Annotated in this window: 15 protein-coding genes; 7 read left to right on the top strand and 8 right to left on the bottom strand. The window is 49.3% G+C overall.

Annotation, left to right across the window (positions count from 1 at the left end):
• Positions 1 to 41: 41 nt before the first annotated feature.
• On the bottom strand, positions 42 to 4,634 hold the full coding sequence (gene gltB / locus PN498_RS00825; protein ID WP_272060770.1) for a glutamate synthase large subunit: 4,593 nt from the start codon (positions 4,632 to 4,634) through the stop codon (positions 42 to 44).
• Between the two features lie 648 nt (positions 4,635 to 5,282).
• On the opposite strand from gltB, the gene PN498_RS00820 reads away from it, so the two are divergent.
• Positions 5,283 to 5,501, top strand: a complete 219-nt coding sequence (locus PN498_RS00820) for a hypothetical protein (RefSeq protein WP_272060769.1) — start codon at positions 5,283 to 5,285, stop codon at positions 5,499 to 5,501.
• Positions 5,502 to 5,723: 222 nt separating this feature from the next.
• On the opposite strand, the gene aroF is transcribed toward PN498_RS00820, so the two are convergent.
• Both aroF and mgsA read right to left on the bottom strand, forming a co-directional pair.
• Positions 5,724 to 6,581, bottom strand: coding sequence for a 3-deoxy-7-phosphoheptulonate synthase (aroF, locus tag PN498_RS00815; protein ID WP_272060768.1), 858 nt, complete (start codon positions 6,579 to 6,581; stop codon positions 5,724 to 5,726).
• Between the two features lie 855 nt (positions 6,582 to 7,436).
• The gene (gene mgsA / locus PN498_RS00810; protein ID WP_272060767.1) at positions 7,437 to 8,717 is read right to left on the bottom strand and encodes a methylglyoxal synthase; all 1,281 of its coding nucleotides are present in this window, start codon (positions 8,715 to 8,717) and stop codon (positions 7,437 to 7,439) included.
• Between the two features lie 382 nt (positions 8,718 to 9,099).
• On the opposite strand from mgsA, the gene PN498_RS00805 reads away from it, so the two are divergent.
• The gene (locus PN498_RS00805; RefSeq protein ID WP_272060766.1) at positions 9,100 to 9,450 is read left to right on the top strand and encodes a YbjQ family protein; all 351 of its coding nucleotides are present in this window, start codon (positions 9,100 to 9,102) and stop codon (positions 9,448 to 9,450) included.
• Between the two features lie 5 nt (positions 9,451 to 9,455).
• Positions 9,456 to 9,896 carry a YbjQ family protein gene (locus PN498_RS00800; RefSeq protein ID WP_272060765.1) on the top strand — a complete coding sequence of 147 codons (441 nt, stop codon included), beginning with the start codon at positions 9,456 to 9,458 and terminating at the stop codon, positions 9,894 to 9,896.
• A gap of 315 nt (positions 9,897 to 10,211) precedes the next feature.
• On the opposite strand, the gene PN498_RS00795 is transcribed toward PN498_RS00800, so the two are convergent.
• Positions 10,212 to 10,838 (bottom strand): RNA polymerase sigma factor, encoded by a 627-nt coding sequence (locus PN498_RS00795; protein WP_272060764.1) that lies wholly within the window; start codon positions 10,836 to 10,838, stop codon positions 10,212 to 10,214.
• A 405-nt stretch (positions 10,839 to 11,243) separates the two neighbouring features.
• On the opposite strand from PN498_RS00795, the gene PN498_RS00790 reads away from it, so the two are divergent.
• A complete protein-coding gene (locus PN498_RS00790; RefSeq protein ID WP_272060763.1) occupies positions 11,244 to 11,747 on the top strand; it encodes a peptidoglycan-binding domain-containing protein in 504 nt (167 codons plus the stop codon).
• A gap of 139 nt (positions 11,748 to 11,886) precedes the next feature.
• On the opposite strand, the gene PN498_RS00785 is transcribed toward PN498_RS00790, so the two are convergent.
• The 3 genes from PN498_RS00785 to infC form a co-directional block, all read right to left on the bottom strand.
• Positions 11,887 to 12,969: an amino acid ABC transporter substrate-binding protein gene (locus tag PN498_RS00785; protein ID WP_272060762.1), complete on the bottom strand. Its 1,083-nt coding sequence runs from the start codon at positions 12,967 to 12,969 to the stop codon at positions 11,887 to 11,889.
• Positions 12,970 to 13,577: 608 nt separating this feature from the next.
• Positions 13,578 to 13,784, bottom strand: a complete 207-nt coding sequence (locus PN498_RS00780) for a hypothetical protein (RefSeq protein WP_272060761.1) — start codon at positions 13,782 to 13,784, stop codon at positions 13,578 to 13,580.
• A 224-nt stretch (positions 13,785 to 14,008) separates the two neighbouring features.
• Entirely contained in the window at positions 14,009 to 14,479 is a 471-nt protein-coding gene (gene infC / locus PN498_RS00775; RefSeq protein WP_272060782.1) for a translation initiation factor IF-3, read from the bottom strand.
• A gap of 234 nt (positions 14,480 to 14,713) precedes the next feature.
• Here infC and PN498_RS00770 point away from each other — a divergent pair, with 234 nt between their 5' ends.
• From PN498_RS00770 to PN498_RS00760, 3 genes are all read left to right on the top strand, one after another.
• Entirely contained in the window at positions 14,714 to 14,851 is a 138-nt protein-coding gene (locus PN498_RS00770; protein WP_272060760.1) for a hypothetical protein, read from the top strand.
• A 65-nt stretch (positions 14,852 to 14,916) separates the two neighbouring features.
• Positions 14,917 to 15,603, top strand: a complete 687-nt coding sequence (locus tag PN498_RS00765; protein ID WP_272060759.1) for a TrmH family RNA methyltransferase — start codon at positions 14,917 to 14,919, stop codon at positions 15,601 to 15,603.
• A gap of 6 nt (positions 15,604 to 15,609) precedes the next feature.
• The gene (locus PN498_RS00760; RefSeq protein ID WP_272060758.1) at positions 15,610 to 16,476 is read left to right on the top strand and encodes an FkbM family methyltransferase; all 867 of its coding nucleotides are present in this window, start codon (positions 15,610 to 15,612) and stop codon (positions 16,474 to 16,476) included.
• Positions 16,477 to 16,623: 147 nt separating this feature from the next.
• On the opposite strand, the gene PN498_RS00755 is transcribed toward PN498_RS00760, so the two are convergent.
• On the bottom strand, positions 16,624 to 17,571 hold the full coding sequence (locus tag PN498_RS00755; RefSeq protein ID WP_272060757.1) for a lysylphosphatidylglycerol synthase transmembrane domain-containing protein: 948 nt from the start codon (positions 17,569 to 17,571) through the stop codon (positions 16,624 to 16,626).
• Positions 17,572 to 17,595: the final 24 nt, after the last annotated feature.

Here is a 17,595-nt window from a genome sequence, read left to right as displayed (position 1 = left end):
CGGTTAAGGTGGGCACTGCCCACCCTACCAGTGACGACCCATTAACTGCCGCTGATGCGGGCGATGTCGCGGGCGTTTTCTTCGAAAGCGGCGGTGAGGGCGTCGTCGCCGCTGAGGCCATCGGCCAGGGCTTTTTGAATGTGCTGGAGCACCCGCTTATAGTCACGGGGCATGACCTTGACGAATTTGTGGATAAGGGTATCCCAGTCAGCGAGGATGCGATCGCCCTTGTCGCTCCCTGTCAGCTTTACATGGGTCTGAATGAGGTCATGAATTTCCCGAATCTCCTCCGGATTGTCTAACGGTTCTAAGTCCACCATTTCTCGATTGCACCGAGTGGCGAAGTCCCCTGCTTCATCTAAGACATAGGCAATGCCGCCGCTCATGCCGGCTGCAAAATTGCGTCCGGTAGGACCAATAATGATGGCTTTGCCGCCAGTCATGTATTCGCAGGCATGGTCACCAACGCCCTCTACCACTGCGTGGACGCCGGAGTTGCGGACGCAAAAGCGCTCTCCTGCCAACCCCCGAATATAAGCTTCACCGCTGGTTGCACCGTAGAAGGCGACGTTGCCTGTGATGATATTTTCCTCAGCAATAAAGTCTGAGTCAGTGGGGGGATAAAGGATGATCTTGCCACCGCTTAACCCTTTACCCATGTAGTCGTTGGCATCTCCTTCTAACTCCAGCGTGACGCCCTTGGGAACGAAGGCTCCAAAGCTCTGTCCGGCGCTGCCTTGGAAATGGAGATGCACGGTGTCTTCTGGCAGTCCATCCCAATGGCGTTGGGTGATCTCGTTGCCCAAGATGGTGCCGACAACGCGGTGGATGTTGCGGATGGGCAGCTGAGCGCGAACGGGGTCGCCGTTTTCAATGGCAGGACGACAGAGGTTAAGCAGGGCCGTCATATCCAGAGACTTCTCCAACCCGTGATTCTGAGGAATCTGGCAGTAACGTCCGACTTCAGGCCCAACTTCTGGCTGATGGAGAATTTTGGAGAGGTCAATGCCCTTGGCTTTCCAGTGATCGATGGCCTTCTTCGGCTCCAGCACATCCGTCCGTCCGACCATCTCATTAATAGTCCGGAAGCCCAGTTGCGCCATGATCTCTCGCAGTTCCTGAGCGATAAAGGTCATGAAGTTGACCGTGTGTTGAGGATCGCCCGTGAAGTTTTTCCGCAGGTCAGGATTTTGGGTCGCCACGCCAACGGGGCAGGTGTTTTTGTGGCAAACCCGCATCATGATGCAGCCCAGGGAAACGAGCGGCGCGGTGGAGAAGCCGTATTCCTCTGCCCCAAGGAGGGTGGCGATCGCCACATCCCGCCCGGTCTTCATCTGACCGTCTGTCTCTAGGGCAATGCGACTCCGCAAGTTGTTCAGCACCAAGGTTTGGTGAGTCTCTGCAACCCCCAGTTCCCACGGTAAACCCGCGTGCTTAATGGAGGTCTGAGGCGATGCACCCGTGCCGCCATCAAAGCCGGAAACGAGGACAACATCTGCATGAGCCTTGGCAACCCCTGCTGCAACGGTTCCGACGCCTACTTCCGATACCAGCTTGACACTGACCCGAGCTTTGCGGTTAGCGTTCTTCAGGTCGTGAATCAGCTGTGCTAGGTCTTCAATGGAATAGATGTCATGGTGGGGCGGTGGCGAAATTAGACCCACGCCAGGGGTGGAGTGTCGCACCTTGGCAATCCAGGGATAGACTTTCTTGCCGGGAAGCTGACCGCCCTCACCTGGTTTTGCACCCTGGGCCATCTTGATTTGAATCTCCCTGGCCTGAGACAGATACAAACTGGTGACGCCGAAGCGCCCAGAGGCCACCTGTTTAATGGCGCTGTTCTTAGAGTCGCCCTGTTCGTTTGTCCAGGTATAGCGTTCGGGATCTTCGCCACCCTCGCCAGTGTTGGATTTGCCGCCGATGCGATTCATGGCGATCGCCAACGCCTCGTGGGTTTCCTTAGAGATGGAACCATAGCTCATTGCCCCCGTTTTAAAGCGGCTCATGATCGCTTCAACGGGTTCCACTTCCTCTAAGGGCACAGAATTACGGTCTCTAAACTCCAAAAGGTCGCGTATGCGGAAGAACTGCTGGCCGTGGGTGTTAATCTTGGCAGCGTACTTTTTATACAGTTCGTAATCTCCAGCCCGCACGGCCTGTTGCAGCAGGTGAATGGTTTCGGGGCTAAATAGGTGGGCTTCGCCTTCCTTGCGCCATTGATAGTCACCCCCCACGTCTAGAGTTTGATCAGGCGTATCGCGATCTGGGAAGGCATGGCGATGACGCAGTACAGCCTCCTGAGCTAGCACCGCTAAATCTGCCCCTTCTAACCGTGATGCTGTCCAAGTGAAGTAGCGATCAATGACTGAGGAGTCTAGTCCGATCGCTTCAAAAATCTGTGCGCCTCGATAGCTCTGGATGGTTGAAATACCAATCTTAGAACCAATCTTAATGACGCCCTTAGTCACCGATTTAACGTAGTTCTTGCAAGCTGTCGCATAATCAACCCCATTCAAGACGCCCTCATCGATCAGGCTTTCAATCGTCTCGAAGGCTAAGTAGGGATTAATCGCACAACAGCCGTAGCCCAACAGCACAGCAAAGTGGTGCACCTCACGGGGTTCGCCAGACTCCAAAATCAGGCCGACGCGGGTACGGGTGCCGTTGCGAATGAGGTGATGGTGTAGTCCCGAGACGGCCAGGAGAGCCGGAATGGCTGCGTGGTTCGCATCGATATCGCGATCGCTCAGCACGATTAGATTAGTACCGGATGCGATCGCCTTGTCTGCTTGACGACAAATGTCATCAATGGCAGACCGCAAGCCTGCTTCGCCAGCGCCGGGATCAAACAACATCGGCAAAGTGATAGTCGCAAAGTAGGGACTGTCGATGTCCTTCAGCTTTGCCAGTTCTTCATTACTGATGACGGGCGTTTTGAGCTTGATGAGCCGGCAGCTTTCTGGCTCAGGTTTCAGCAGGTTACGTTCGCTGCCGATCGTGGTAATAGGTGAGGTGATAATCGCTTCTCGAATGGAGTCAATGGGAGGATTGGTGACCTGAGCAAAGAGCTGTTGGAAGTAGTCGTACAGCAGTTTGGGTCGATTGGAGAGGACTGCCAGTGGTGTATCGGTCCCCATTGCGCCGATCGCCTCAACTCCGTTTTCTGCCATCGGCGAAAGCAATAAGCGGAGTTCTTCGAAGGTGTAACCAAAGGCTCGCTGTCGCTGGATAAATGGCGATTGGGACTGGGGCGAGCCGCTATGTGCCCCTACAGGAAGTTGGGTAAGGTCTACTAAATTTTGATCGAGCCAATCGCGATAGGGCTGTTCGGTGGCAATGGTCTGCTTAATTTCCTCGTCGGCGATAATGCGGCCCTCGCTCATGTCTACGAGGAACATACGACCGGGTTCTAAGCGACCTTTTTTCAGGATATTTTCAGGAGCGACAGGAAGGACCCCGGCTTCTGAGGCCATAATGACGCGATCGTCCTTGGTGACGTAGTAGCGGGAGGGACGCAGACCATTACGGTCCAACACGGCTCCCATCATGGTGCCGTCGGTGAAAGCGATGGAGGCGGGACCATCCCATGGCTCCATCAAACAGGAATGGTATTCATAGAACGCCTGCTTCTCGGGACTCATGGATTCATGTCCGGCCCAAGGTTCAGGAATCATCATCATGACCGCATGGGGTAACGAACGGCCAGACAGGGTGAGCATCTCCAGAGTGTTGTCGAAAATGGTGGAGTCGCTACCTTCGACATTGATGATGGGTTGAGCTTTCTTTAAATCTTCGCCAAATAGGTCAGACTCGAACATCGACTGGCGGGCATGCATCCAGTTGATGTTACCGCGTAGGGTATTGATCTCGCCGTTGTGAGCAATGTAGCGGTAGGGGTGCGATCGCTCCCAGCTGGGAAAGGTATTGGTGCTGAAGCGGGAATGTACCAGTCCTAAAGCGCTCTCCATATCGGGATCACTGAGGTCAGGATAGTACTGCTTCACCTGCACAGGCATTAGCATGCCCTTGTAGACAATCGTACGGCAGGAAATGCTGGCAGGATACCAGTGTTGATCAATGCCCGGATGGCGAATTGCCATGTGGGCCTGCTTGCGGATGATATACAGTTTGCGCTCAAAAGCCAGGTCGTCTGCCAAATCAGCACTGCGACGAATGAAGACCTGCTCCATGAATGGTTCGCTGGCTTGTGCAGTGGCCCCCAGTGAAGTGTTGTCAGTTGGAACATCACGCCACCCAATGACCGACTGCCCTGCACTTTTGACAATGTCCTCAAAAATCTGCCGACTCTGCTGCCGAATCTCTGCAACAGGCGACGAATAGATCATGCCAACGCCATACTGCCCTGCTTCCGGCAAAGTGAACCCTTCAGTCATTGCCACCTTTTGCATAAACCGATGGGGCAGCTGCATTAAAATGCCGGCTCCGTCTCCGGTATTAGGTTCCGCACCGACTGCGCCGCGATGATCCAAATTGAAGAGAATGGTCAGCGCCTGTTCAACAATGTCGTGGGAGGCATCCCCTTTCATCTGCACGACAAAGCCGACTCCACAAGCGTCGTGCTCAAATTGCGGATCATAAAGACCTTGCTTAGATGGCGAAGTTCTACGGGTCATTCTGTTTATTGGCCTGAAAACATCACAGGAAAAAACACCACGATGATGAATTTTAGTGTTCGTGGTTTACGCAGCGATCGCTAACGTTTGCGTGGATTATCTGTCGAAAAAAATGCTTTTTACGCTGCCCTTAAGAAAATCGTCAGATATTCCCCAGAAGCTTGAATTATTTCTTAGTAAAGCCATGACTTCTTGAGATTTATCGTCAATTTTTAGGCAAAGATAGGCAAGGATTTGATATGACGTTCATGAAAATTCATCAAAATTCAGAAGCCATTTACTGTTAGACAGGGGTATTCGCTTCACGGTGCAGCTAACAATCGGAATAAGACGAGGTTAAAGAAATTGAGCAGTGTTCTTAACAATTCAACCGATAACGCTTCAAAAATTCTCAAGCGCCGTGAACAAACCCATCAATTTTTTCGCAACTGTGACGGTTCGTCTCCGTAGCCAGCCTCAGGATCAAAACTGAAAGACAATAGCGCAGACCCTAAACGGGTCTGAATAATTAGCCAGTCTGAGTGAATTTCATGCAAAGAGACTTCGGATGGGAACACTCAAGGCATCTTCGCACTCTAGAATGCAGGCTAGCTATTAGCGACCTCTGTTCCCTGGCTAAATTTACTCCAAACGATAGAGGACAATCTTATGACTCACACTCATCTCTCTCCAGATGAAGTCTATGAGAACTTGAAAAAGTTAGATCAGGCCGATACGACTCATAGTGCTGAATATCGGCAGAGTGCTGTTGAAGTCCTTGCGGACTTAGATATCGATGTTGAGGTTAGACAAGCGATCGCTGATCGCCTTGATGATGCTAACCATTTGATGACCTTGAAGAATGTCGATTCTGACGATAGCTATTAAGCAGCTGGTCGATTATCAACAACTGCCTTTTCTGACCATAAAGAACACCGCAGCGTTGAAGTACGATGCTGCGGTGTTCTTTTATCTGTGAATGAACGGGCCTGTCATCATTTAGATCTGCAATGCTTCAGCACCAAGGGTTTCAGTCCCCAGTTTATGAATCTGAGGCAGGCGCGGTGATGCTTATTCCACAAGGCTCTTGGCATCAATTGACGATCCGCCCTAGAACAAGACAGGTTCGCGAGTTTCCTGAACTGTCGGAATCCGTCGTCCGATGGCTGTAGCAATGGGATGCAGACTATCTACCAAAGCTGCCATGTCTTCCAATGACAGCGCTTGGCGGGCATCCGACACTGATTCCTCAGGAACAGGATGGCACTCAATCATGAGGCCATCGGCACCTGCCGCGATCGCCGCCCGCGCTAAATCGGGTACCAACTCTCGCTTTCCAGCCGCATGACTAGGATCAACAATGACGGGCAGATGAGTGAGCTGTTTCAGAGCTACCACCGCTCCCAAATCCAACACGTTGCGGGTATAGCTATCGAAGCTGCGGATACCTCGTTCGCATAGAATCACATTTGAGTTGCCATGGCTCATGATGTATTCAGCCGCCATGATGAACTCCTGGATTGTTGCAGCAAGCCCACGCTTCAGAACAACAGGCTTATCGACTTGTCCTACCGCTTTGAGCAGATCGAAGTTTTGCATGTTGCGGCTACCAATTTGCAGCACATCAGCATGGGCTGCGATCGCCTCAATTTGATGAATAGCCATCACCTCAGTAATGACGGGAATAGAGTAGAGACGCCGGATGCGGTCCAAAATGGCAAGCCCCGCCTCTCCAAGTCCCTGAAATGCATAGGGGGAGGTGCGGGGCTTGTAAACGCCGCCTCGGAGAGCCTGAATAGTTGTGTTCCCGAGACGAGTTGCTATAGTCTCCATCTGTTCTAGGCTTTCGACGGAGCAAGGCCCGCCAATCATCAAGAGATCGTCACCGCCCACAGTGACGCGATCGGACAAAGCGATGACAGATCGATGAGCGGTATGTGATTTGACGGTGAGCTTTGCATCTTGCATGGATTCGGTTCCTTATTAATTAGTGTGGAATGATGTTGGGTAATCCAGAATGAACTTTGGTGTTACGGCTGTCGCCAGTTTCGTTAGGGCAAGCCGGCGAGCCATCTGGCCATGGGGCAAACACCCGGATGCTGTTGGGCGCCTATTAAAAACCCCCCGGTCGCTTTGGCGCTCCGGGGGGTTGCAGGGCCATATCAGCCTAGTCACCCGGAGCGTGTCCCAGTGAAAAAGTAAAAGCTAAAAAACCAGTAGGCCAAGGCGGAGAAACACATGATGATGACCAAAATTGCCATGAAAACGAAAAAACCGCAGAGCGTTGTCTGCGGTTCACCAGAGGATTTCAGCAAAAGCTAACTCACCACTGGTGAACCTCCTCAAAAAACCAAAAGTAAAACTGCTCTGCGCTGAAAAGCATATAGCTATCAAATTAAATGTGTGTTACTTAAGGCTAGCAGGTGAATTTGAAGGCGTCAACGTCTGGAGTCTAGTACACGACGGCAGAAATAGGCTCACCATTCAAAACACTAGGAAAGCTGATCTGCCTTATAGCCCTGTGCAGCTGGGTTCAAGTACATCTCAGTGTCTTAAGGGAGCAGGGAATAGGGTGTGCTTGATGCAAGTGCATGCCGCTATAGTTTTGAATTCTCAATTTTGTAGGGCTTTGCCCTTCCCAAAGGGTATTTTGAATTCTGCGTAGCGGTACTAGTTAGACCTAGCGGTAGTCCACAAACCAATGATATGGCTGTCGCCAATTCCATTAGGCCAAGGTAACCAACCATCTGGCTGTGAAATTCAGGGGACTATATGTAAGTTGTAGAACGTCCTACACCCATCCTCTCAGATGAAGTGTGGAGTTTATTTAGCGGAATTTTGAGTGGCAAGAGGGGCTAGTACTGTTAGGGCTTTAGGTAAGCATTCAAGTTCAACTGAGGGGGCAGTCAAGATCTCTCCATCAACAACAAGCTTTTGCGGTGGTTCAGTCGTGATCTTAAGACGTCGGGTCCGGAGACGGATGATGTCATCTCGCTGAGTGGGCGTATTCACTAAGGCAGAGGCAAATAGGCTAGTGATTGCGTTGAGTCCTTGAAGTCGTGTTTTCAGCGTAGCGATAGTGACATCTAACAGACCATCATCGAAGACAACCTCTCCAAAGCCTTGAGCCAAAACAGATGTTGCAGGTGCAGCATTGGCAACGGTGATAGTTCCTGTTTCTACTTCGGTTAGCTCGCCTTCAATATCAATGACTGCCTTGAAAGCTGTCTGCTCTTGAAACTGTTGAACGCCGGCAAACAGATAGGCGAGAACACCGAGTCGATTCTTCAGTTCTCGATTGGCGCGATCTACCATTTCAGCTTCGAAACCAATACCGGCCAACAAAACATAGGGTTTGCCGTTGCAGCGAGCGGCATCGACGATGAGAGTATTACCTGCAAGAATGGTGCCACAGGCCGAGCGAATATCAGTAGGAATGCCCAGTGCATTGGCAAAGGCATTAGCTGTGCCACGCGGAATCAGGCCTAAAGGAATGTCGGTTTCGGTTAAAGCTGCGGCTACCGCAGAAACTGTGCCATCTCCTCCAGAGGCAACAATCAGTTCGGCTCCTTTCGCGATCGCAGCTTTGGCTTGCTCAGCGGGATCTTCATTTTCGTTCGTTAATACGACACTAAGCTGTACTTGAGGTTCCAGCAATCGCCGAATGACGGTTAAATCCTGATCAGGATTTCCTTGGCCTGATACCGGGTTGAAAATCAGAGCACCTCTGCGGAATTTCTGTAATTGTGTAAGAACGGCCTCTGCTGTCGCTATGTTAGTTGCCAGAGGAACGTTGTAGACTTCACACACTCTCAGCAGAGCCTGAATATCTGGCTCGTGGGGCTGAGCATTAAGCGGATCAAGGAGAAAGATGACCGCAGCTACATCTCCGTCCACAACTTTGGCAGAAACCTGAATATCCCCACCTAATGGCCCTGAAACCATTTGCTCAACGTCTAGCTCAGTTGCTTTATGAATGCGCTGCCCAGTTGTTCCCGTCGCAATTAGACGATAGTTGGCAAAAGTGCTGTAGCGTCGATGTACCAAAGCCACCATGTCATCTTTCTTGCTGTCATGGGCGATGAGGGCAATGTAGTTAGACATACGAAAATGCTCGACATATAGGAGGTGTAAAGCTTCCCAAAATCATAGCGACCTATTGATTGCGATCGCCCATACGGGGGTTAGCAATCTTCGTCTACCCATAGACATATATGGGCATATGCATAGGGATCATAGCTTTAACCCTCTAAGCTCATGCATCCGCTGCATCCAAGTGCCTAGCGCATCACCAGATGGTTCGCCGTCTGACCTAACGGAACCGGCATGTGATGTAATGTTCCGTTCACAACCATCAGTTCAATCAGCTGAAGGGAGCTTACGGATTAGGCATCTATCCATAACCTGAAAAAATTCCTATGGAACGGAAACAGCCTGAACATTCCTGGCTAGAATCAACCAGCGACGCACCCTTTGAGGATCTCCTATGAATGACAGACCTCCGCTTTCTCGCTCTAATCGAATGTTGCTGACTACGCTGGAGGGTGTTCCCGGTCATACGATTGTGAAGCATTTAGGGCTGGTGCAGGGAAGCACCGTTCGCGCCAAAAACGTGGGGCGTGACATTGCAGCAGGGCTTAAAAACCTGGTTGGGGGTGAACTGAAGGGCTATACCGAACTGCTGCAAGAGGCGCGTAACGAAGCAACTCAGCGCATGATGCAGGATGCTAGCAAAAAAGGGGCTAATGCGATCGTCAATATTCGATTTGCAACGTCTTCTTTAACTCAGGGCGCAGCAGAACTCTTTGTTTATGGCACCGCCGTGCAGATTGATTAGCGCTCATGGATACTTTATTAATCTTCTCTGTGCTGTTAGTGGTTGGTTTTTTTGCTGGTACCTACGTCGAGAAGAAGCATTTCGATGATTTGAGCGATCGCGAATATCGTACCCGACAGCTGCCCGTTATTAGTATTGGCGCCAAGACCCCGATGCCTGAAGCGGATCGGGCTAAGTTATTTGTTGGTAGCGTCGTCGTATCGTCTGACTATTTCAAAAACTTCGTAGCCTTCTGGCTCAATCTCTTTGGGGGACGTATTAGTGTTTACGAGACGCTAATGGAGCGAGGGCGCAGAGAAGCCGTTTTACGAATGAAGGAAGACGCCATGAAGTGGGGAGCTAGCCAAGTGGTCAATGTTCGTCTAGAAACCTCAGAACTCGGAGGTCAAACGGCGAATGGAATCGTAGCGTTTGAAGTCATTGCGTATGGGACTGGCATTCAATAGTTCACTATTCTTCTAAGAGGCATTTGTTTGTCCGCGTTTACTGAATTGTGCTTACTGTTCCAAAACGTGACTGGAAAAAGACTCGCGTGGTAGGGAGAACTCGTCAAGACGCTCCTAGCGCCGATTTCTAGATTCTTAGCCATAGCTCAAATTTCAATAAGTCTTACTCGATAAGACTTGCAAAACTTAAATTCAGCACTAAGAAATTGGTCCAAAGAGAATGTGTGAAACTCAAATCATCTACAGAGAACTGTGACTATTGAGGTCGTTGTTCGTCGATGTCTAGAAGTGTTTGCTTAACGAGCAACGATGCTACTAAACCGTCATCACTCTGTGAAATATAGAGCGTAGATACTTACGACCTCTGGAAAAGCGTTGGCGAAGCGTCGCTTCGGAAATGTCTTGTCCCCCATTTTCGCGGGTATAAATAGACTGGATTTCCTGCCATGACAATTCCTCAACCACTCGCTGATGAATCAGCCGGTAGATATCTGGCTTTTCCTCCTGAAGCTGGTGAACAGCTTGAAAGACAGCTAAGATCTCTTCCTCCAAAATGGCTCGTTCCATTGGGCTATCATCCTCATCAGAGAACATAACCTCCATCAATTCAGGAGCATAGGCATAAGTCTTTTTCCGCTTACGGTGCTTCTCACGTGCTAGGTTATAGGCTGTGCCTTTTAGCCAAGCTTTGGGGTTGCGAATTTCTTTACCCTGCTGCAAAGCTTTTTTGCCGTGGAGATAAGCATCAAACAACAGCCCGTGGGGCTCAACGTCGAGCTTAAATTGTCGGATTGTTCGTTTGATGGCTGTAAATACTGAATAAGCCGCTGGGTTTTCCTTTCCCAAAATTGATTCGATCGCCTGGTCAAAGCAATCTTGCTCCTCTTCAAAACCAGGAAGACGATGCTCCCTATCGTCATTAGAGTTTCCAGAGTGGGACATAGTATTTTCCGATGCTAGATTCCTACCAACTAAGTGGTACTCATCTGAGATATGTGACAGTTCTTCATCAAATTGATGGCACGCATTTACAAACAACAAGAACTGCTCAAGTTACGGAAATTCCCCTAGGAAGGTTTGAGATTATCCGAGATAGTAATAACAAACCATAGAAATCATGTGGATTTTATAAAGACAGTCTTCAATGCGATCGCGCCTACAACCCGTGATTGGCAACGGAATTCAAGTCTGTTGTCCACAAGTCCATACCGGATTGTTGGTTTTCTATAACTTATCCATTATTTCGGTATGACTTTTTTGTCACAAACTTCTTCTGGAAGACACAACTACACAGCGAGTTGTGCCTTCACAACCCAAGAAGACGGGAACGCACCTAGGAATTTAACAATGACGAACACTACAGATATTTACTCAGAGGCTTTTGATGATGACATTGCGGATCCAAGCCTGTCTGCTTTATTAACTGAATCCGACCTACACAAGGATGTTGTTTTAGAGTATTGCCAATTAGCGCTTAAGCCGACCTTGACTGATGCTGATCAGGATCGGATGGCCGAGATCCTTGACATGGGAGCTGAAAATGCAGTCTTAAACTTCTGGCTAGAGGAGGGAGACCATTTGGTTGCTCACCGTTTGGGACTCATTGATGAAAGTTTCATCAAAAATCAACAGGACGAATTTCGACGCTCGGTTCGTCACGGTTTGATTAAGAGTTTTTGGAATGATTTGCAGAGCAGAAACAAGGTCTTACAAGCTTATCTGCATCGCCAAGGGGTTTATCACGGTTCCATTGATGGCATCGTCGGACCATCAACGAAGGAAGCCTTGCGCCAGCTTCAAGAACAACAGCCCAGTGCTTTGAATGCCCTAACCGAGTTCAGCTTCACCTAGTCTTGCTGGGATTATCGGCAGTTTGCGTATTGCTCGCAGACCTACCTAAAAGCCCTACAAGGCTACGTTGAAAAGCAGTCTTGTAGGGCTTTTACAGGGCTTATATCGCTAAGAGAAAGGTTTTCTCAATAGCAAGTGTTTAGCGGAAAGGCGGCGAGTAGAGCAGGCCCCCTTCAGTCCACAGTGCATTCTGACCGCGATCCAGGTTGAATTGAGATTCTTGGCCTAGATTACGCTCGTAAATCTCACCGTAGTTACCAACGTTGGTAATGGCTCGCTTCATGAAGTCGTTGGGAAGACCCATGTCCTCACCCAAGGTGCCTTCTTCGCCCAAGAATCGAGCGATGTTGGGATCTTCGCTGCCTTCAAATTCGGCAATGTTTCCAGAGGTGATGCCCATCTCCTCAGCTTGAATGAGGCCGTAGGTAACCCACTTCACAACATCAAACCAAGCAGAATCGTTGTTGACAGTCAAAGGTCCTAGAGGCTCTTTCGACATAGTGACTTCTAGAAGGACGTGATCGTCTGGAGCTGGGAGCGTACTACGACGAGCAATCAGCTGAGACTTGTCAGAGGTCATTCCTTCGCAACGGCCTTCATCATAAGCAGCATAGGCTGCGTCTGCATCTTGGAAGACAACCGGCTCAAAATCAACGCCTAGCTTTCTCATTTGGTCGGTCAGGTTCAGCTCAGTGGTTGTTCCTGTCTCCACACAAACTGCTTTGCCTGCAAAGTCCTCAAGACCAGCGATGCCGCTATCTTGGCGGACCATCATACCCTGACCATCATAGAAAGTCGTGGGCCCGAATTCCATGCCGACTTGGGTGTCTCGGCTTAGAGTCCAAGTGGTGTTTCGGGAGAGCATGTCAACCTCACCACCCGATAGAGCGGTGAAACGCTCAGTAGAATCTAGACGACGATACTCAACTGCTTCCGGGTCATCAAAAAGTGCAGCAGCAACAGCGCGGCAAACATCTACATCCAGGCCAGAATAGTTTCCACCTTCGTCTACGAAACTGAAGCCGGGAATACCACCATCTACACCGCAGACAAGTTGTCCACGCTCTAGAACGGCATTCAGGCGGCTGCCTCCTGCGGCTGTTTCGCTACCCGCATCAGCACCATCGCCACTATCGGCAGCAGTATCGGTTGTTGTCCCTCCGCTACAGGCAGCGGTCAGGGTAAGGGCCAATGCTAGCCCAAGGAAACCCCATTTCTTCATTGGTTACACGCCTTAATAACTCATCACAATCACAGTTTTCATCAGACCGCCTCTAGAGGCAGTCCCCCTACCACGGGAAAGTAGGTCGATCTTCGCCTTACATTCCAATGCATAAGGAAATATTTTTGTATCACAAAACACACTTCGATGGCTATATTGGTGATTAATCCTAAACAATAAGGATTTGGGGCATCATCTATCGTGAAAATAGACGTTTGAAAGACGTTTGCCGAAGACAAGTGAATGGAAGTAGTTGTAGGTCTACAGTCACCGTATGACGGCCTATTGGCGATCGCAGGACCGCACTCCATCCTTAAAGCCTGCTCTTTATAGTGGTGATACAGGACCGTTGGATAGGTGGTGAATTAATGAAGAGAGATGCCATCCCGGGCAAATTAATGTGGTCTGTTGTCGAGACTAGCCAAGAGATTCGTTCAACATCGTCCGAACACACATTATCCGAGCACTACGCACAACTTCGAAGCGTAGGTCAACCTTAGTAGCCCAGACAGCTTTGCGGCGATCAAGGAAAATATCACTCAAGCTCCCTAGAGGATTTCTGAGGACGACTAGGGTTTGCGTTGAAAGGATGTAAGACAAGCACGACTTTAATTCTGAGCGATGTCTCGAATCAGGGGAATACGGCTTCGAATATAGCCGTTGAGATAATCTGTCTCCGCAGGATTGAGTATTCTTTCACCGGAAATTTGCTCAACCAAACATTGAACAAGGCTATTGTCATCTAAACTCAGGATCCAGTTGTCTTGAGAGCCTTCGATTAGCGACCACAGCTGACGCAGCAGATGAGGGTTCATACGCTCCAAACTCTTAATCTTTACTTTATGTTTCGCTGATTACACATTACTGCATACGTTGACAAGCTGCAGGAGAAAGCGGTGTTTGTTCATCTTTGTCGGCAAAGCGTAACGTTTCGATAGGCTTGGGGAGGCGACAGAGATGAGCAGAAATTGAGCCGCAAAAAAGAGTATGGAGCGATCGCTCCATACTCTCTCTCAAACTTAATTGGCCTAAAGCCGATCTAGGACTCTGGGACGAGCTGAACAATTAGCGACTTGGTATCTAGAGACTGAACCTTGGAGACGGTGTCTAAGTCTTGAACAATCCGCTCTAGTAGTTCACGTGCCCGATCTCTATGCTGGTGTTCACGCCCTCGCAAACGAATCTGAAACTTAACGTGATTACCTTTATCAAGCCACTGAGTTGCCCGCTGAATCCGAATGTTGTAATCAGAGTCGTCAACATTTGGACGCAGCTTCACCTCTTTCATCGTAGGCTTGGAACCCTGCTTTTGGCGTTTCTTCTGCTGATACTGATGCTTACCGTAGTCGAGAATCTTTGCAACTGGCGTCTCTTTGCCCTCTGAGACAACAACCAAATCAAGTCCGACTTCTTCAGCAAGACTAATCGCATCCCTGGTATCAGTTACGCCACGATTTTCATTCTCGTGATCAATTAATAGCACCTGCTGTGCTTTGATATTGCGATTAATATTTGGCTGCTCGGGACGACCACGACGGTTATCAAACCTCTTTCTAATAATGGCGGTTTCCTCCGGAACTCAATAGAGAGATAATATCTTGGTGACAATAGGATAGCTCAAGCTTCATACTGTCGCCATCCTGCACTAGATGGATGAATCCAAGCTTGTTCAGTAACTCTAGTCTGCGACACCTTTGATGTTTGTCTTAAGAAGATGAATTGAAACGTTACCTTTCTTTGGCTGATGTTGCGTTGGTTTTGCCAAAAACACTTTGAGGACAGACAGTACTGCGTTTACATCGCGAACTTAGGTAGAGACGACCTCACGGAACTGGCAACGGCTACAACGAAACTGACGACGGACTATACCGTTGAAGCCTGAGTTGGCTGCATCTTGGTATCCTAATGAGGCTTTCTGTCAGTTTCTGAGCTTAGATAGGGAAACAGATGGATGTCACTCAAAAAACAGCGCTCATGGAGTATCTAGAAACATTTGTGACTCCGGAGCGACGGGCGAAAATTGACGCTGTGTTAGCACAGAGAACTCGCCATATCACGGTCGTTGCTGAGGACTTCCATAACGCCCACAATGCCAGTGCTATCCTGCGAACCTGTGAGGGGTTTGGCATTCAAGATATTCATGTTGTCGAGAATTTTAATACGTTTAAAGCGCGACGCGGGGCTGCTTCGGGTTCCGAAAAATGGGTGGCAATTTCTCGTTATGGCAGTGACCAGGAAGACAACACTCGTCAGTGTTTGAGCAAGTTGCGATCGCTGGGCTACCTCATCGCTGCCACCAGCCCTCACGAAGGAGCGGTCGCTCCAGCAGCCATTCCTCTTGATCAGAAGCTGGCCGTTTGGTTTGGCAGCGAGCGGTATGGCGTTTCGCAAACCGCCCTTCAAGCAGCTGACTTCAAGCTCAAGATTCCGATGGTGGGATTTATTGAGAGTTTGAATGTCTCTGTTAGCGTGGCACTTTGTTTGTATGTTCTTACTCAGCGGCTATATCAAATGGAGATCGATTGGCATCTTAGCGATCGCGAGCAACGGGATTTGCGCCTAGAATGGCTGCGGCAATCTGCTCGACATGGCGATCGTCTAGAGCAGCATTTTCTAGCCCAACAGGGGTGGTAGTGCTTGATGACTAAAGCGTTCTTGATTGCTCTCATGCGGCAGATGAGTGTTGTGCCGCTCCTCCCCTTCTCGGTGAAACTGAGCTTAGCTCAGCGATACCGCCACTTGCGATTTTTTCTGCCGTCTGGAGAGCAGTTCGTCTATGATGCGTATCTCGACCGTTTTAAGGTCAATATCGATACGACTTATCCGATTGAAGTTGAGATGGCAACAGGACACTACGACCTCACAACCAGTGCCATCATTCGTCAATTTGTTCATCAAAAAGATACGGTTATTGACGTAGGCGCAAATGTGGGCGCATTAACTCTGCTCATGGCCTCTGTTGCTAGTAGCGGTCGGGTTTTGGCAATCGAACCAGGACCCAGCACATTCACCCGACTGAAAGACAACCTAGAGTTGAATCCTCAGCTCAAAGCCATTGTGCAAATTTTTTCTCTGGGGTTAGCTGACAAGGCGGGAGAGCTTTTCTGGCAGGAAGATCCGAATGTGCCGGGCAATGCCGGTCTTCTCAATGAAGGTGGGTTCCGGGTCAGTGTCAAAACGCTTGATCAATTTGCTGAAGAACAACGGCTCAAACGATTGGACTTCGTCAAGATTGATGTTGAAGGCATGGAATACGAGGTGATTTGTGGAGGCTTGGAGGCGATCGCTCGTTTTCGTCCAGTGCTGTACTATGAGACGCTTGAATCGTTTCGCCAGCACCGGGGTTTCGATATTTACAATGCCATCTTCGACCAACTTTGCCAGATGAACTATCGGCAGTTCTATGTGCTGCCAGACGGCAAGCTTTCTGAAGCCAAAGATTTGACTACCCTAAAATCGCCCAACACCTTGGCTGTCCCTGCCGAAAAATGCAGTGGACGTTTCTAATTCTGAGCGGGAAAATCGACCAAAGTTAGGAACGGGAACTTATTTAAGTATCAACTTTGAGCTTTGGATTCGCTGATAACTCAATCATTCAAAACTCAAAACTGAGAACTTAAAATTCATTCATTCCTTAGTCAAAGCCAGAAGTGACTACTTGCCCGTTTTCCAACTCATATCTTTCAAGTAGCTTTCTAGAAAGGGCAGTCCGCCAACGGCAGGCAGAAAATAGCGTGAAGTACACAATAACCCCAGAGCAGCTCCGGTCGCGGCGTCAAAGTAGGGTGCATAGAGGAAAACAAGGGCTGCGTCTCGTGTTCCAACGCCAGCAAAGGTGAGAGGCAGCAGTCCAGCCAAAATCGCCAGCGGAGACAGCGCCAAATTGGTGATGAAGGGTGTCCAGGCGTTCAGCGCTAGGATAAAAAACCAGATCTGCAATAGATGCAGCAGCCAGATGAAAACGGACATGCTGGTGATTTTCAGAAGCTGACGCTTATCTCGCCAGAAATAGTCGTGCATTTCTGCCCAAGCTACCTGAAGCTGTTTGAAGCGTAGCTTGATTTTCTTGGGGCCTAGTATTTGACCTAATTGGAAAAAAAGGTTAGCAAATCGAGTGGAACTTAGCAGTAAAATGCCTGCGGTTAGTCCTGCCAAAATGCCTAACGTTATGGCCCAGAAAAAGAGTCCTTTTTGGGGATAAAGCCACAGTCCAAATAAGCACCAGAGCAATAGCGAAAGCATATCGCAGGCTTTTTCAAAGACTACTAACGATAGCGCAAGGGACCCGTTTAGGTGACCGCGATCGCGCATAAAGTAGGCTTTGGCAATATCCCCTGCTTTGGCAGGCAGCACCATATTGAGCGAACTGGCTGCAAGGATTAATCGATTGGCTTCCCAAAAGCTCAGGGTGCTTTGAGGCGGCATCAAAAACTGTAGTCGTTGAGATGTAAATAAGGTGATTGGGACTACCATTCCTAGACTAATGACCATCCAAGCTGCATTGGACGTTCGGAAGACCTGAATCAGTCCCGTGAGGTCAATTTTCCAATAAAGCAGTAACAGAATGAAAAGACTAACGGCAATTGAAATAAGGCGTTTCATAGGATGCTTTTCTACTATTTTGGA

The sequence above is a fragment of the Oscillatoria sp. CS-180 genome (genome assembly GCF_028330965.1).
Taxonomy (GTDB): domain Bacteria; phylum Cyanobacteriota; class Cyanobacteriia; order Phormidesmidales; family Phormidesmidaceae; genus Halomicronema.
The sequence above is the reverse complement of the archived record's forward strand: the minus strand, read 5'-3'. Positions and strand labels throughout refer to the sequence as shown.

Excerpts from the sequence above, each read along its gene's own strand:
- gltB (WP_272060770.1), bottom strand. The coding sequence starts at position 4,634 with ATGACCCGTAGAACTTCGCCATCTAAGCAAGGTCTTTATGATCCGCAA.
- PN498_RS00820 (WP_272060769.1), top strand. The coding sequence starts at position 5,283 with ATGACTCACACTCATCTCTCTCCAGATGAAGTCTATGAGAACTTGAAA.
- aroF (WP_272060768.1), bottom strand. The coding sequence starts at position 6,581 with ATGCAAGATGCAAAGCTCACCGTCAAATCACATACCGCTCATCGATCT.
- mgsA (WP_272060767.1), bottom strand. The coding sequence starts at position 8,717 with ATGTCTAACTACATTGCCCTCATCGCCCATGACAGCAAGAAAGATGAC.
- PN498_RS00805 (WP_272060766.1), top strand. The coding sequence starts at position 9,100 with ATGAATGACAGACCTCCGCTTTCTCGCTCTAATCGAATGTTGCTGACT.
- PN498_RS00800 (WP_272060765.1), top strand. The coding sequence starts at position 9,456 with ATGGATACTTTATTAATCTTCTCTGTGCTGTTAGTGGTTGGTTTTTTT.
- PN498_RS00795 (WP_272060764.1), bottom strand. The coding sequence starts at position 10,838 with ATGTCCCACTCTGGAAACTCTAATGACGATAGGGAGCATCGTCTTCCT.
- PN498_RS00790 (WP_272060763.1), top strand. The coding sequence starts at position 11,244 with ATGACGAACACTACAGATATTTACTCAGAGGCTTTTGATGATGACATT.
- PN498_RS00785 (WP_272060762.1), bottom strand. The coding sequence starts at position 12,969 with ATGAAGAAATGGGGTTTCCTTGGGCTAGCATTGGCCCTTACCCTGACC.
- PN498_RS00780 (WP_272060761.1), bottom strand. The coding sequence starts at position 13,784 with ATGAACCCTCATCTGCTGCGTCAGCTGTGGTCGCTAATCGAAGGCTCT.
- PN498_RS00770 (WP_272060760.1), top strand. The coding sequence starts at position 14,714 with ATGTTGCGTTGGTTTTGCCAAAAACACTTTGAGGACAGACAGTACTGC.
- PN498_RS00765 (WP_272060759.1), top strand. The coding sequence starts at position 14,917 with ATGGATGTCACTCAAAAAACAGCGCTCATGGAGTATCTAGAAACATTT.
- PN498_RS00760 (WP_272060758.1), top strand. The coding sequence starts at position 15,610 with ATGACTAAAGCGTTCTTGATTGCTCTCATGCGGCAGATGAGTGTTGTG.
- PN498_RS00755 (WP_272060757.1), bottom strand. The coding sequence starts at position 17,571 with ATGAAACGCCTTATTTCAATTGCCGTTAGTCTTTTCATTCTGTTACTG.